Annotated in this window: 13 protein-coding genes; 8 read left to right on the plus strand and 5 right to left on the minus strand. The window is 63.5% G+C overall.

Annotation, left to right across the window (positions count from 1 at the left end; translation table 11 throughout):
* The first annotated feature begins 8 nt into the window (after window positions 1-8).
* The 5 genes from Harman_RS02315 to Harman_RS02335 all read left to right on the plus strand — a co-directional run bounded on the left by Harman_RS02315 (window position 9) and on the right by Harman_RS02335 (window position 5,773).
* Window positions 9-1,940 carry a PAS domain-containing sensor histidine kinase gene (locus tag Harman_RS02315; RefSeq protein WP_137682207.1) on the plus strand — a complete coding sequence of 644 codons (1,932 nt, stop codon included), beginning with the start codon at window positions 9-11 and terminating at the stop codon, window positions 1,938-1,940.
* The gene (locus Harman_RS02320; RefSeq protein WP_137682208.1) at window positions 1,933-2,379 is read left to right on the plus strand and encodes a response regulator; all 447 of its coding nucleotides are present in this window, start codon (window positions 1,933-1,935) and stop codon (window positions 2,377-2,379) included. The genes Harman_RS02315 and Harman_RS02320 overlap by 8 nt, the downstream gene beginning before the upstream one ends.
* A 2-nt stretch (window positions 2,380-2,381) precedes the next feature.
* Complete coding sequence (locus Harman_RS02325; protein WP_137682209.1) at window positions 2,382-3,455, plus strand: hybrid sensor histidine kinase/response regulator; 1,074 nt, start codon at window positions 2,382-2,384, stop codon at window positions 3,453-3,455.
* 93 nt (window positions 3,456-3,548) lie between these two features.
* On the plus strand, window positions 3,549-5,096 hold the full coding sequence (locus tag Harman_RS02330; protein ID WP_137682210.1) for a sensor histidine kinase: 1,548 nt from the start codon (window positions 3,549-3,551) through the stop codon (window positions 5,094-5,096).
* 50 nt (window positions 5,097-5,146) lie between these two features.
* Window positions 5,147-5,773, plus strand: coding sequence for an METTL5 family protein (locus tag Harman_RS02335; protein ID WP_137682211.1), 627 nt, complete (start codon window positions 5,147-5,149; stop codon window positions 5,771-5,773).
* Here Harman_RS02335 and Harman_RS02340 read toward each other — a convergent pair.
* Both Harman_RS02340 and Harman_RS02345 read right to left on the minus strand, forming a co-directional pair.
* Window positions 5,770-7,428, minus strand: a complete 1,659-nt coding sequence (locus Harman_RS02340) for a rhomboid family intramembrane serine protease (RefSeq protein ID WP_137682212.1) — start codon at window positions 7,426-7,428, stop codon at window positions 5,770-5,772. The genes Harman_RS02335 and Harman_RS02340 overlap by 4 nt on opposite strands.
* A gap of 114 nt (window positions 7,429-7,542) precedes the next feature.
* A complete protein-coding gene (locus tag Harman_RS02345) occupies window positions 7,543-7,962 on the minus strand; it encodes a DoxX family protein (RefSeq protein ID WP_137682213.1) in 420 nt (139 codons plus the stop codon).
* A gap of 136 nt (window positions 7,963-8,098) precedes the next feature.
* On the opposite strand from Harman_RS02345, the gene Harman_RS02350 reads away from it, so the two are divergent.
* Both Harman_RS02350 and Harman_RS02355 read left to right on the plus strand, forming a co-directional pair.
* Window positions 8,099-8,449, plus strand: a complete 351-nt coding sequence (locus Harman_RS02350; protein ID WP_137682214.1) for a winged helix-turn-helix transcriptional regulator — start codon at window positions 8,099-8,101, stop codon at window positions 8,447-8,449.
* A gap of 46 nt (window positions 8,450-8,495) precedes the next feature.
* Window positions 8,496-8,822, plus strand: coding sequence for a DUF5789 family protein (locus Harman_RS02355; RefSeq protein ID WP_004515179.1), 327 nt, complete (start codon window positions 8,496-8,498; stop codon window positions 8,820-8,822).
* Between the two features lies 1 nt (window position 8,823).
* On the opposite strand, the gene aglJ is transcribed toward Harman_RS02355, so the two are convergent.
* Window positions 8,824-9,918 carry an S-layer glycoprotein N-glycosyltransferase AglJ gene (gene aglJ, locus Harman_RS02360; protein WP_137682215.1) on the minus strand — a complete coding sequence of 365 codons (1,095 nt, stop codon included), beginning with the start codon at window positions 9,916-9,918 and terminating at the stop codon, window positions 8,824-8,826.
* A gap of 249 nt (window positions 9,919-10,167) precedes the next feature.
* Here aglJ and Harman_RS02365 point away from each other — a divergent pair, with 249 nt between their 5' ends.
* The gene (locus Harman_RS02365) at window positions 10,168-11,010 is read left to right on the plus strand and encodes a TrmB family transcriptional regulator (RefSeq protein WP_137682216.1); all 843 of its coding nucleotides are present in this window, start codon (window positions 10,168-10,170) and stop codon (window positions 11,008-11,010) included.
* 2 nt (window positions 11,011-11,012) lie between these two features.
* Here Harman_RS02365 and Harman_RS02370 read toward each other — a convergent pair whose 3' ends face one another.
* Together Harman_RS02370 and Harman_RS02375 are read right to left on the minus strand one after the other, a co-directional pair.
* The gene (locus Harman_RS02370) at window positions 11,013-12,110 is read right to left on the minus strand and encodes a glycosyltransferase family 4 protein (RefSeq protein ID WP_235007144.1); all 1,098 of its coding nucleotides are present in this window, start codon (window positions 12,108-12,110) and stop codon (window positions 11,013-11,015) included.
* A 42-nt stretch (window positions 12,111-12,152) separates the two neighbouring features.
* On the minus strand, window positions 12,153-13,487 hold the full coding sequence (locus tag Harman_RS02375) for a sulfatase-like hydrolase/transferase (RefSeq protein ID WP_137682217.1): 1,335 nt from the start codon (window positions 13,485-13,487) through the stop codon (window positions 12,153-12,155).
* Between the last annotated feature and the right edge of the window lie 22 nt (window positions 13,488-13,509).

Below are 13,509 nucleotides of genomic sequence, written 5' to 3' on the forward strand. Positions count from 1 at the left end.
AACCGCGTATGGCTTCTACCAAGGATGCGGCCATCTATCGGGACGTTTTCGAGGCGAATCCGGACCCGATTATGGTCCACGACGCCGACACCGGGACAGTCGTCCGGGCCAACCAGGCAGCGGGTGACCTGCTGGGATGCAGCCCCGATGACATCGCCGGCATGCACGTCGGCGAGTTTAGTCCGTCGGAGTACACTACCGCGGACGCGAACGACCTGATAACGGAGGCAGCTACGTCGGGCTCGGTCCGTGTCGAGTGGACGATCCAGGGGCCAGATGGCCAGGACCGACTGGTCGAGGTTACGCTCGAACGAGCGCTTATCGACGACACGACCCGCGTCGTGGCGTTCATCCACGACGTGACAGCTGTCCGGAGACAGAAACGCAAGCACACCGAACAGACCCAACAGCTACAGACGCTGATGGGGAATCTCCCCGTCGTCGTGTTCACGCTCGACCCGGACGGCGTGTTCACGTACTCGGCCGGGAAGGGCCTCGACGGGCTCGGGCTGGAACCCGGCGAGCTCGAAGGGGTGTCGGTGTTCGAGGCCTACAGCGAGTATCCGGACATCATCAGCGCTGTGGAACTGGCCCTCGACGGCGAGGAGGTCCGCGTGACACAGGAGATCGACGACCTCGTCTTCGAGACGTGGTATCGACCGGTGTTCGACGACGACGGACAGCTCAAACAGGTTGTCAGTGCCGCCCGAGATATTACCGACCTCAAGCGCCACGAGAAGCGCGTCGAGGCGCTCAGCGACGCGACGAACGAACTGCTGTACAGCCGGACCGAAGCGGCGGCCGCGGAGACAGTGACGCGAATTGCACAGCAGATCATCGACCGCCCTCTCGCCGCGATGTGGTCCTACGACGGCGATGACGACACGCTCTATCCGATCGGTGCAACGGCGGAGGCGGCCGACCTGGCCGGGGTGGACACGCCGGCGGAACTCTCGCCGATGGGTCCCGAGAGCGAGGAGCACCGCATCTTCCACGACGGTGAGTCGACTGTCATCGAGGACTACCAGGCGCTATCGGACCCGGCAGCGCCGGCAATGCCGATGCGGACGCTCCTGTGTCTCCCGCTGGACGACCAGGGACTGCTGTGTATCGGGTCAGAGACCGTGTCGTCGTTCGACGGCGACGAGCGGTTCCTGCTTGAGATCCTCGCCAGTACAGCGGCCGCCGCGCTGGAACGGATCGAACGCGAAACCAGGCTCAAGGCAAAGCAGGCGGAACTGGAGCGGTCGAACGAGGCCCTTCAGCAGTTCGCCTACATCGCTTCCCACGACCTGCAGGAACCGCTCCGGATGGTCTCAAGCTACGTCGACCTGCTCGACAGCGAGTACGGCGACGACTTAGACGAGGAGGCCGCCGAGTACATGGCCTTCGCCGTCGACGGCGCGAACCGGATGCAGGAGATGGTCGACGCCCTGCTGCGGTACTCCCGCGTCGAGACGAACGCGGGCGAGTTCGAGGAGACGGATCCCGAAACGGTTCTCGACCGGACGCTTGACGCCTTACAGATGCGAATCGAGGAGGTCGACGCAACCGTCACGACGGAGTCACTGCCGCCCGTCGACGCCGACCCGAACCAGATCGGCCAGGTGTTCCAGAACCTGCTCGAAAACGCTATCGAGTACGCGACAGAGGCCGGCGTCGACCCCCACGTCGAGGTCAGTGCAGTCGAAGACGACGGGGAGGTGACGTTCACGGTCTCGGACAACGGGCCGGGGATTCGGGCGGCGGATCGCGAGGAGGTGTTCGACATCTTCCACCGCGCCGGCGCGCACGACACAGAGGGGACCGGTATCGGGCTGGCCGTCTGTCAGCGAATCGTCCTGCGTCACGACGGACGCATCTGGGTCGAACCGTCCGACGACGGCGCGACGTTCAAGTTTACCCTGCCCGCGGTAACGGAGGTGACGAGCGATGACTGACTCCAGCGAGGGGCGGCCGGTGGAAATCCTGCTGGCAGAGGACAACCCCGGCGACGTGAAACTGACCGAGAAGGCCTTAGAGCGGGGAAAAGTCCTGAACAATCTCCACGTCGTCAACGACGGCGTCGAGGCGCTGGACTACCTCCGCCAGACCGGTGAGTACGCCGACGCACCGCGGCCCGACCTGTTGTTGCTCGACCTCAACATGCCCCGAAAGGGGGGCCAGGAGGTCCTCGAAGAGATGAAAGGCGACGAATCGCTCCGGCGAATCCCGGTCGTCGTGCTGACCAGTTCCGAGGCCGAGGAGGACATCATCGAATCGTACGACCTGCACGCGAACGCGTACCTGACCAAACCCGTTGATTTCGACGGCTTTGTCGACATCGTCAGCAGCGTCGAGGATTTCTTCCTCACGGTCGTCAAGCGGCCGCCGAAGTAACGATGACCGAGACAGTACATCTCGACGTGCTCCTCGTCGAGGACAACCCCGGCGACGCCCGCCTCGTCGAGCATCATCTGAACTCGCCGGCCGTGGCCCATTTCGTCGACGACGTGACGATCTCCCACGTCGACTCGCTGGCGCCGGTCGCCGAGCATTCGGGTGCTGCCTACGACGTGGTACTGCTTGACCTCGGCCTGCCGGAGTCGACGGGGCTTCCGACCCTCGACCGGGCGACCGAGATAGTCGAGGCAGTGCCGATAATCGTTCTCACGGGGATGCAGGACCGGGAGATGGCTATCGAGGCTATCAACCGTGGCGCACAGGACTACCTGCCGAAAGAGGACTTGGACGGCGACCGGCTCGTGCGGGCGCTTCGGTACGCGGTCGTCAGGAGCCGCCAGCAGCGTGCCATACAGCGCCAGACCGACCAGATGGATTTCTTCAACAGCATTCTCCAACACGACATTCTCAACGGGATGAACGTCATCCGGGCGCGGGCGGAACTCCTCGAAAACACGCTCGACAGCGAGGAGCGCGAGTACGCCTCGACTGTCGTCCAGTGGAGCGACGACCTCATCGAGCTCACGGAAAAGGTCCGGGCGGTACTGGAGACGGTCACCGAGGAGGGCGGGCGGGACCACGAAAACCGTGAGCTACAGACCGTCCTCGCCGCCGCGGCGGAGCGCGCCCGGTCGGTCAGCGACGACTGTACCGTCACCGTCGAACCACAGTCGGTCACCGTCGTCGCCGACGAACTGCTCGACGACGTGTTCGGGAACCTCTTTCTCAACGCGGTCGAACACGGCGGCCAGGACGTAACAATCGACGTGACGACGACGGTCTCGGAGGGCGTCGTGACGGTCTGTATCGCCGACGACGGGGACGGCGTTCCTGACAGCGAGGCCCGGCGCATCTTCGAGCGTGGCGAGAAGGGCTCCGAGTCCGGCGGCACGGGCTTTGGCCTCTACTTCGTTGATACAATGGTCCGGAGCTACGGCGGCGACATCTGGGTCGAGAACAGCGAACACGGCGGGGCCGCGTTTTATGTTGAACTTCCCAGGGCGACGCTGTAGGCGTGGCCTGCTGTCTCACGAGCGACCAACTGCATTTCAGCTCCTGAGAACCGGAGCCGAATGTTCAATTCGGGGGAGGTCGAGATACGTGCTATGGGTGATCCGCTGGATGGTGACGAGAACAGCGATTCGACAGCGCAGGATCGCCATCTCACGGCCATGCAGGACCTCACAGCGGCCATGGCCGCCGGCGGGACATCGTTCGCGGAGCGAATCGAACCCGTTCTGGCGGTCGGACGGGAGCACCTCGACTTCTCGGAGGGGTACGTCGCAGTCGTCTCCGACGAGGAGCACGAAGTAGTCGCCAGTACAGACGGCATTCCGGTCGGGATGACCTCGCCGCTCGCGGAGACGTTCTGCCGACACACGCTTGCGGAGGACGGTATCAACGTCCTGAGTGACCTGGACGAAACACTGACCGATGACCCCGCACAGGACCGGTTCGACCTGCGGTCGTACGTCGGCACAGCGTTGCAGCCACAGGAGGGCGTGTACGGAACGCTGTGTTTCGTCAACGATTCCGCCCCGCTTGACGGGTGGTCAGACTGGCAGCAGACGCTGTTCGAACATCTCACGCAGTGGGTCGAGGCAGAGATCGAGCGCGAGCGGGCGCTAGATACACGCGAGCGAAGCCAGCGACTGCTCGAAGCGACGTTCAATTCACCGGAGACGTTCATCGGTATCCTCGACACCGACGGGACCCTCACCAGAGCAAACGAAACGGCACTTGCGTTCATCGACGCTGACGACACCGTCTTCGGGGAGCCGTTATGGGAAACGCCCTGGTGGGACCACGATGAGGCGGTAGCGCGCCGTTGTCAGGATGCCATCGAGCGAGTGAGAGCGGGTGAGACGGTCCGGTTCGAGGCCGAACATATCGGGGCAGACGGACAGCGTATCTCAACCGCTGTCGTGGCCAGACCGGTCGTAGCCGACGGCACTGTTCGGAAGATAATCATCGAGGGGACAGATATCACGGACCTCAAGCGCCACGAAGAGCAGATGGAGTTTTTCAACAGCATCCTCAGACACGACATTCTCAACGGGATGACCGTCATCGAGGCGCGTGCGGAAACGCTCGCGGACGACCTCGACGGGACACAGGCAACCTACGCCGAGACGATTCTGGACTGGAGTCGGGATATCGTCGACCTCACACAGAAGGTCCGGAGCGTCCTGAGCACGATGTCGGAGGACGGGCTGACCGAAGCAGAGGCGATGCCACTGGAACCAGTCATCGAAGGCGCGGTGAACAAGGCAGCCTCGATGGACGAGGACTGTACAGTTGAAACAGACATCGACGACGGCCTCACGGTTGTGGCCGACGACCTCCTCGACGATGTTGTCGGAAACATCCTGACGAACGCCGTTGAACACGGCGGTCCCGGCAGCACAATCGAGGTGACGGCGGAACGTGTCGGCTCGATGGTCCGCCTGCATATTGCGGATGACGGGCCTGGGATATCGCCCGACGAGCGCGACACAATCTTCGAGAAGGGGGAGCGGGGAACCCAGTCGACGGGGACCGGGTTCGGTCTCTACTTCGTGTCGGTGATGGTCGAGAGCTACGGGGGCGATATCTGGGTCGAGGACAGCGACCTCGGCGGGAGCGAGTTCGTTGTCGAATTTCCGGCGAAATAACTACTGCGCATTTCCAAACGTTTTTGAATGAATCGGGCGTATCGCCGGTGATGCCGACAAAGAGCGCGCTCGCCCAGCAACTCGCCGTTGTCGCCGGGTTCGACAACCCGCGGGCCAGTCTCGAACAGTACCGGACGCCGCCGGACCTGGCGGCGCATCTGGTCCACACCGCGGACCTGCAGGGCGACATCCAGAGCCGCACTGTCGTCGATCTCGGCTGTGGAACCGGAATGTTGGCGCTGGGCGCGGCGCTGCGGTCGCCGGCCCGGGTCGTCGGGCTGGACATCGACCCCGCACCGCTGTCGACAGCGCGGGGGAACGAACACAAGGTCGGGTCGACAACATCGGTGTCGTGGATCCGTGCCGACGCCACGGCTGCCCCGCTGTGTCCCCCTGTCGAGGAAACCACTGTCGTCATGAACCCGCCCTTCGGCGCACAGTCGGACAACGAACACGCCGACCGGCGGTTTCTCGAAACGGCGGCGGCTATCGCGGGCGTCTCCTACTCGATTCACAACGAGGGGAGCCAGACCTTTGTCGAGTCCTTCGCCGCCGACAACGGTGGCGAGGTGACCCACGCCTTCGAGACGGAGTTCGACCTGCCGCGACAGTTCGACTTCCACGAGTCGGACCGACAGGCGATCACCGCCGAAGTGTACCGCATCGACTGGGCCTAGTTCTGCCCCGCTTGCTGGCGGCGTTCAGCGACCTTGACGCGAGTGCCGTCGGTGCGTGCGTACAGCCGCGAGCGGTTCCGCTCGAAGGTCAAGCCGCCGATTCGCGTCCGCGTCATGTTCGCCGGGAGCGGTGCCTGCCCCACAGTTTCGTTCCCTTGCGTGACGACCACGTCGAACCCGTTCTGACGGGCCGCTACGGTCACGTTCTGCCCATCGAGTATCACGTCCGCCGTTGATGGTTCGGAGGTATAGGCTGTCCGGGGCTGTCCGCCCGCGCGCCTGAGCTGAACCCGGTAGACGCTGTCGTTGCCGAGTACCGTCCAGTCCGTTCGGTTCGCGTACACCGACTCACGCCATGTCGGCCCGCCAACGGTGACCTGTTCCTCGCCGTTTATCGCGAGCCGGCCCGGCTGGACGGCGGCGATCCAGACCTCCCGCTTCGCGCTGGTGACGATGACGCCGCTGGCGTTGACGCTCGCGCCCCCTCGCTGGGTGGGGAGCCAAATGTTCTCGAAATAGGCGTTTGGCACGTCCTCGTCGTAGGTCACCACGTAATCCCTGACCTCGATACCGTCTTCGGGGAGCTGGTCTTCCTGAAGGTCAACGAGGTTCGTCGGCACGGCGGCGAGGCTCAGTGCGCCGAGGACGACGAGCAGGACCAGCACTGCGAGCGAGGCCGGGCGACGGTCGAACCCCGGCCGGAACCCGCGGTCGGAACCGAGAGTCGCCGCGGCGACGACGAGCGCGAGAACGAACACCAGCGCCGTCCCGACCCAGCGGAACAGCCGAAACCGACCGCCGCCGAGCGGAAGGTACACCGCCCAGAGTCCCTGCGCGACGGCGAACACGAGCGCCGCAAAGAACACCCGGAGCGTGTTGGGCCGTTCGTCTCGATACCACAGCAGCGCGAGACCGATGATGACGCCGGCCAAAATGCCGATTGCATGCCCCTGGATGGCGATGTTGGACCACCACGGCGTCACGAAGCGGGTCTGGCCCGACGCCGTCGACACTGGGTAGCGCAGCGCCGAATACAGGAGGTCGAGCACGTTGTTTCCGAGAAACGCGCCGAGAAACAGCGTCGGCCGCGTCACGAGCGCGAACCCAGCCATGGCGAACACGACGCCGGAAAAGCCCACGACCGGCCCGATGGCGAACACCGCTGAGAACACGCCGACGACGAACATGACGACTGGCACGACGAGAATCCGGGCGAACGGGTTCGTCCGCAGCGATGTGAAGGTCTGCACCCCGCGCTTGTTGGGGTAATGTCCCCAGACGTACTCCGCGACTGTCCCGTACACCAGTGTGCCCATGAGATTCCCCGTGATGTGACCCTGGCTGCCGTGGGTGAACGCCCCGGTGAGCATCCCGAACGGGTAGAAGTACGACCACGTCCGGAACGGGGTGACAAGCGGGTTTCGCGGATGCCACCACGCCCCCTGCAGGAATAGATACATCGCCAGCACGCCGGCCATTGTCAGCAGCGTCCCCCAGGGAACGCCGAGGAGGAGCCGTGCCCGTATCCTGTCCCCGAGTCGCGCCTCCGAGAAGCGACGGACACCAGCGAGGACCGCAAGCACCACCGCGAGGACGACCGCTTCCTGCCACGGGAGCCATCCGGGCACGGCCGGTGTCGGCAGCGACTGCATCATCTATCCCCCGTTCGGGCACGGGACGGCTTATGCATGACGGCAGGTGTCACTCTCGAACAGTGACAGACGGGAACGGGCGGCGGCAAGCAACCCGATTGTGACAGAGACGGGGCCTCAGAAGAGAGTCACGCCGACGCTGTAGGGCCACGACGTACCGGCCACCGAAAGCAGCGCCAGCGCGCCGCCGGCGAGCGCGACGTTCTTGAGGAACTGCGTCATCTCGTCCTGTACTTGGTCGTCCGGGACCGCCCAGAAGTTGTGCATCAGGACGGCGGAGACGAGGAGGAACGTCGCCAGTGCCCCGGCCGCGATGACGGGGTACGCCCCGAGGATGACGAGGACGCCGCTGACGAGAAGCAGCCCGCCGCTTCCGTAGACCGACGCCGCAGGTGCCGGGAGCCCCTTCGCCTCCGCGTACGGGGCCATCTGCCCGGCGTTCTGGAAGTGATTCAGGCCCATGAAGGCGAGGACGCCACCGAACAGGAGTCGGCCCAGCAGGAACAGTTCACCCGCGCCGGCGGACTCGAACGCCATCAGGCGCTCACCGCCGGAATCCGGGTGGTTTCGCTGCGAGACTGTCGAACCGTGGTTAGTGGTTTCATTACGTTACTTGGTTCGTATCCGAACCTATTTGTACGTTCCCGGACAAAGAAGATACCAGGTAGCACCGATGTCATCTGAAGTATTCACTGCCGCAGACGAGGCAGACGAAAGCGGGCCGTGTGCCGTTATCGAGTCGCTGGAACAGATCGGGTCGCGCTGGCGGCTGGTCGTGCTTCACGAACTCCAGAACGGCGAACAGCGGTTCAACGAACTCAAACGCGCCACTGACGCCAGTTCGCGCACCCTCTCGCGGGTTCTCGATGACCTGCAGGAGATGGGCTTTGTCGACCGGCGGCTCGAAGAGGACGCACCCGTCGCCACGTTCTACCAGCTCACGCCAAAGGGCGAATCCCTCTGTCCGGTGTTCGACGAAATCGAAGAGTGGGCCGAAGAGTGGCTGGCCGGCTGCGAGAGCTGACCCGACAACACAGACTTTTCTATCCCCCGGTCCCATCGCTCTACCAATGGGAGTACGGCCACCAGCCGATAACAGCGACGAGCCAGATGTCATCGAGTTCGGTATCGCGGCCCTCGACGCCCGCCTGTCGGACGTGGACATCGAGTACCCCGCGACCGCGAGGGAGGTCCGGGACGCGGCCGGGCACATCACGGTCCCGTTCGACGCGTCCGGCCACTCGATGACCGTCGCCGAGGCGCTCGACGAGACGAACGCCACGGAGTTCGACAACGAGCAGGAACTGCTCAACGATCTCCATCCGATTTTCGAGCGGAAACGGGAAGCGACGCGAAACAGTATTCTCTCCCAGCTACGCGCGCTGGTTCCGTTCTGAGCTACTCGTCGGGCTGGTGTGTCGACACTGCCGGTTCCGTCTCCGCGTCGCCGTCTTCGACGCGGTCTGATGTGCCCGTATCGGCGTGGTCCGGCTGCCCGCCATCGCTACGGTCGGCGTCGTCTATCTGTTGGTCGTCGAATACGTCCGCCGGCCGGGCCCGGTTCTCCCGGGTGAGCTGGACCGCGATGTCCTCCAGTCGACGCGTCTGCTCGCGGTTTACTGCCACGAGCATATCCGACAGCACGCCGAACATGAGGAGCTGAATCCCTAGCAGAATGGCGAAGGAACCAACGACCGCGATCACTTCGTGTGAAATGCCGTTGACGACCCAGTCGTAGGCGACGAACGCGCCCAGTCCGAACCCGACGACAGTGCTCCCGAGGCCGACGCTTCCGAAGTAAAACAGCGGATTGTTCGTCTTCGCCATCTGGTACAGCGTCAGGATGATCGTCGCGCCGTCCCGGAACGGCCGAAGGTTCGTGTCGGACTCGTCGGGACGGGGCTGGTAGGTGATCGGCACAACCGCCGTCGAGATGTTGTGTTTGACACACTCGACGGCCATCTCCGTCTCGATGCCAAAGCCCGACGCCGTCAGCGAACTCCGCTGGAAGGACTGCCGCGTAAACGCGCGATAGCCCGAGAGGATGTCGGTGAGGTCCCGTCCGTGAATCGTTTCGAACGCCCTGTTGATGATTCGGTTGCCGATCTGGTTCAGTTTCGTCATCGCACCGGGCTGCATGTCCGCAAAGCGGTTCCCGATGATGTGAGCCGCTTGCCCCGACAGCAGTGGTTCAAGGAGTCTGTCTGCTTCCTCTGGTCGGTAGGTCGCGTCGCCGTCGGCCATCAGCACGTAGGGCTGCTCGATGTGACGCGTTACCGCCTCTCTGACTGCCTGTCCCTTCCCCGAGCCGGACTGTTCGACGACCCGCGCGCCGGCCGATTCGGCGCGGTCCTGTGTCCCGTCGGTCGACCCACCATCGATGACGAGGACGTTGTCGAACCCCTGCTCGCGGAACCCGGACACGACCGATTCGATGGTCTCGGCCTCGTTGTATGTCGGCAACAGTATACAAACGTCGTCTCGGTCGGCCATTGCCCCAACGTCAGCCACGCGGAGGCAAATAAATGCGGGTCTGCTTTCAATCCTCGCGCTGCTCGCTCATATGCTCCCAGACCTCCGCACAGCCACAGCCGTCGTCGATGTCTGCCAGGTGGTCCTCGTCCTCGGTCCGGGATCGTTCAGTCGTGTTACTCACTTTGCGAGTAACTACCCTCGGCCACCCACTAATAGATTCCGGCGACGGGCGACGCGTTTTACATCCCCTGCCACACATGAGCGTGTATGAGCGACCCCGCGGACGTGTTTGACCTGGTCGGGCTGACCGAGTACGAGGCGACAGCGCTGGAACAGTTGCTTTCGCTCGGGCGAACGACGGCCCCGAATCTCGCAGAGGCCAGCGGCATCCCGAAGGCCCGCGTCTACGGGGTGCTGGAGTCGCTGTCCGACCGCGGCTTCATCAAGGTGGTCCCCGGCCGCCCCAAGGAGTACCAGCCCAAAGCCCCCGAAGAAATCCTCGACCGGGCCGTCGAGAACCGCAAGCAGTCCTACGAGTCCTTCGCCGCCGATATCGAGTCCCAGCGCGAGGCCTTCCTCGCCGAGTACGAACCGCGATACGAGCGCGCCAGCGAAGACATCTCGCCGACGGCCGAACTGTTCCACGTCGTCGACGTTGGGGAACCCAGCGAACGCGAGACCAGACGGCTGTACGACGACGCCGAGGACACGCTCCGGGTTATTACAAACAGCTTCGCCTACCTCGATAACGTCGAGCGTGCCCTCGAAGCCGCCCTCGACCGCGGCGTCGATGTCAGTATTCTGTTCCTCCATCCCGACGAACTCCCAGCTGAGAAGGCAGCTGTCCAAGCAGACATCGTCGACCGGCTGGCGGCGGAGTATCCCGTCGTCGACCTGCGGTTCAGCACGGAGAAGCTCCCCTGGCGCGGGACACTCGTGGACCCGAGCATGGACTACGACAGCGGTGAGGCGATCCTGTTGGTCGAGGAGCCCGAGGTTCCAAACCACATGCGACAGGCCGCGATTACGGACAACGGCTCGTTCGTCGCCGGCATGAAGCGGTACTTCGATTTGATCTGGGAGTACGAGAGTACCCAACGACCGAACTGAGACTACTCCACGATGTCGTCGTAGAGTGCGCCGTACTGCTTTGCAACGGCCGTGATAGTGTACTTTTCTTCCACCAGGTCCCGACCTGCCTGGGCCAGCGACTCGCGGCGTGATTCGTCCGTCAACAGCATCTCCAGGCAGTCCGTGAGACCGCCGACGTTGTCGACAGCATGATACAGCGCCGCGCCGTCATACAGTTCTCTGAACGTGTCGATATCCGAGAGTACCGTCGCGGTTTCCGCGGCCAGTGCCTCGGCGACGGCCGAACAAAACCCCTCCCAGCGGGACGGCATCGCAAAGGCGTCGACAGCTTTCGCCATGGCGTAGACGGCTCGGCGCCCGACCAGACCAGCGAAGGAGACCTGTGATCGGATACCGAGTGTCTCGGCGAGCGATTCCAGACGTGCCCGTTCGGGGCCGTCGCCACAAATAATGAGTTCGACCGGTCGGTCGGCCCGGTCGTTCAGTTCGGCGACGGCCCGAATCAGCGTGTCCTGGGCCTTCTGTTCGTAAAGCATGGCTGCGTTCCCAATGAGGAAAGCGTCGTCCGCTGGGGTGACGCCGTCCGGTAGTGCAGGCGCGGTCTCGTCGATGCGGTCTATGTGGACGCCGTTCGGGATCTGCCGAACCTTTCCTTTGGGCAGTATCGCCCGCTCCCAGCGGGTGAACGATTGATAAACGCTATCGGAGATACAAACGACACGTCTGGCAAGCGGATTAGTGACACCGTTTGCTATCCGGCCCTTCCGGGTGAACCCATCTCGGGTATTTCCCTCACGGGAGACGGCCGGGACGCCGACCCGTCGCGCAATGACCTTTGTAAACGCCGCAGAGTGGTTGTGGTGGGCCTGGACGAGGTCGTACTCTGAGAGGATGCGCGCAGCGCGGTGGTACGTGTCCGAATCGATACCAAGCGCCGTATCCGGCGCGTCAAGGGACCGAACGTCCAGTAGCTCTTCGCCGGCAAACTGCCCCGAGTTGAACCACGTCAAGATATCGACAGTGTGGTCGGTGTGCCGTGTCACCGCCGTCGCAATCTCCGCCGGGATGCTCCCTTCGCCGACCGCGTTCACCACGAAACAGATATCCAACGAAGCCACGGTGATTGGCCTTCGCTGAGGTCGGGCAAAACGGTTGCGACCTCAAGCGTACCCCAAGTCTTCGAGACGTTCCATCATCGAGTCTGAGACGGCAATGTCGTCGTCGCCCTCCGAAGTATCGAGGTCGTCGACCAACTCGTCCATCCGGTCACGGGGGGCTTCGAGAGTGCTTGTCCCGGATTCGACGAACTCCTCGTCGAAGTCCTCGTACCCGTAGTAGTCCTCGGCTGTGGCGATACCGTACAGCTCCCGGTCGTACGTCGAGTATTCGTCGGTTTGGCCGGCCGCCTCCAGTTTCCGTTCGCGCCACATGTTCAGGCCGAGATACTCCGTCAACTGCGGTTCATGCGCTACTGGCGACCGAAGGTCCCGCCCGCGACCCTCGTACTCGGTGTCCCCGACACCGGCCATCGCTAGTATCGTCCGGTGAACGTCGATGAGGCTGACAACCTCTTCGCGCGTCTCCCCACTGTCGACCCCCCATATCGAGAGCGGGACGTGGGTCAGTTCCGGATAAAGGCCCAGCCCGTGGCCCCAGATCCCCTTCTCGCCGAGGTTTTCCCCGTGGTCGGATAGCGTGATCACGTAGTCGAATTCATCGCGGAGTTCCGCGAATATCTCCTCGTACTTCTCGGAGAGATACCGAACCGAGTCGTCGTAGGCCTGCCGGATGGTCTCGGCGTAGTCCTCGTCGACCGGCTCCTCCTGGACGGACTCTGCGAACCCGGGCATTTCCTCGAACTCTACCGTGCGGTACTCCTCTGGCGGTCTGTACGGCCCGTGGGCCTCCATCAGGTTCATAAAGAGGAAGGCGTCGTCCGCGAAGTCTGTCCCACGGACGTGTGAAAGTGCCTCCTGTGCCCCGGAGTCGGACACGGTATGGGTCCGGTATTTGATCTCCAGCCCGTGTTTGAGACTCGGGACCGTGTCGCAGTCGCCGGAGACACACGCCCACAGCGCCTTGAGATAGCGCTGTGGTCCCTCGTCGCGGTGTTCCCGGATGAACGCATTCCACTCGAAGATGTCGTCGGTCGCGTTGGCGTGTTTGGAGTTCCAAGAGCCGTTGTAGCTGTCGAATCCCCGGTCCCAGCCGAACTGTCTGGAAATCTGGACGTTCGCGCTGAAGGCGTGGGTTTCCAGTCCCTCGTCCTGCAGTCGGCGGGCGAGCGGGGGGTTGGGCGGAGTGAACTGGTGGGAATTCGCGTTCGTGCCTGTCTCGCTCGGATAGAGCCCAGTGAACAGCGAGGCGTGTGACGGGACAGTGTAGTGACTCGGCGCGTAGGCGTGTTTGAACTTGGTCCCCAGGAGCCACTCGAAGTGTTTATCGAAGGCGTCCTTGCGGAGGGTATCCAGCACGACCAGGGCAATACTAGTCACACGTAACGGGAATCACGTCGCC

Source organism: Haloarcula mannanilytica (assembly GCF_005406125.1).
Lineage (GTDB): Archaea > Halobacteriota > Halobacteria > Halobacteriales > Haloarculaceae > Haloarcula > Haloarcula mannanilytica.

Coding starts and splice junctions, on each gene's coding strand:
- Harman_RS02340 (WP_137682212.1), bottom strand. CDS start 7,428: ATGATGCAGTCGCTGCCGACACCGGCCGTGCCCGGATGGCTCCCGTGG.
- Harman_RS02330 (WP_137682210.1), top strand. CDS start 3,549: ATGGGTGATCCGCTGGATGGTGACGAGAACAGCGATTCGACAGCGCAG.
- Harman_RS02365 (WP_137682216.1), top strand. CDS start 10,168: ATGAGCGACCCCGCGGACGTGTTTGACCTGGTCGGGCTGACCGAGTAC.
- Harman_RS02315 (WP_137682207.1), top strand. CDS start 9: ATGGCTTCTACCAAGGATGCGGCCATCTATCGGGACGTTTTCGAGGCG.
- Harman_RS02325 (WP_137682209.1), top strand. CDS start 2,382: ATGACCGAGACAGTACATCTCGACGTGCTCCTCGTCGAGGACAACCCC.
- aglJ (WP_137682215.1), bottom strand. CDS start 9,918: ATGGCCGACCGAGACGACGTTTGTATACTGTTGCCGACATACAACGAG.
- Harman_RS02320 (WP_137682208.1), top strand. CDS start 1,933: ATGACTGACTCCAGCGAGGGGCGGCCGGTGGAAATCCTGCTGGCAGAG.
- Harman_RS02335 (WP_137682211.1), top strand. CDS start 5,147: ATGCCGACAAAGAGCGCGCTCGCCCAGCAACTCGCCGTTGTCGCCGGG.
- Harman_RS02355 (WP_004515179.1), top strand. CDS start 8,496: ATGGGAGTACGGCCACCAGCCGATAACAGCGACGAGCCAGATGTCATC.
- Harman_RS02350 (WP_137682214.1), top strand. CDS start 8,099: ATGTCATCTGAAGTATTCACTGCCGCAGACGAGGCAGACGAAAGCGGG.
- Harman_RS02345 (WP_137682213.1), bottom strand. CDS start 7,962: ATGGCGTTCGAGTCCGCCGGCGCGGGTGAACTGTTCCTGCTGGGCCGA.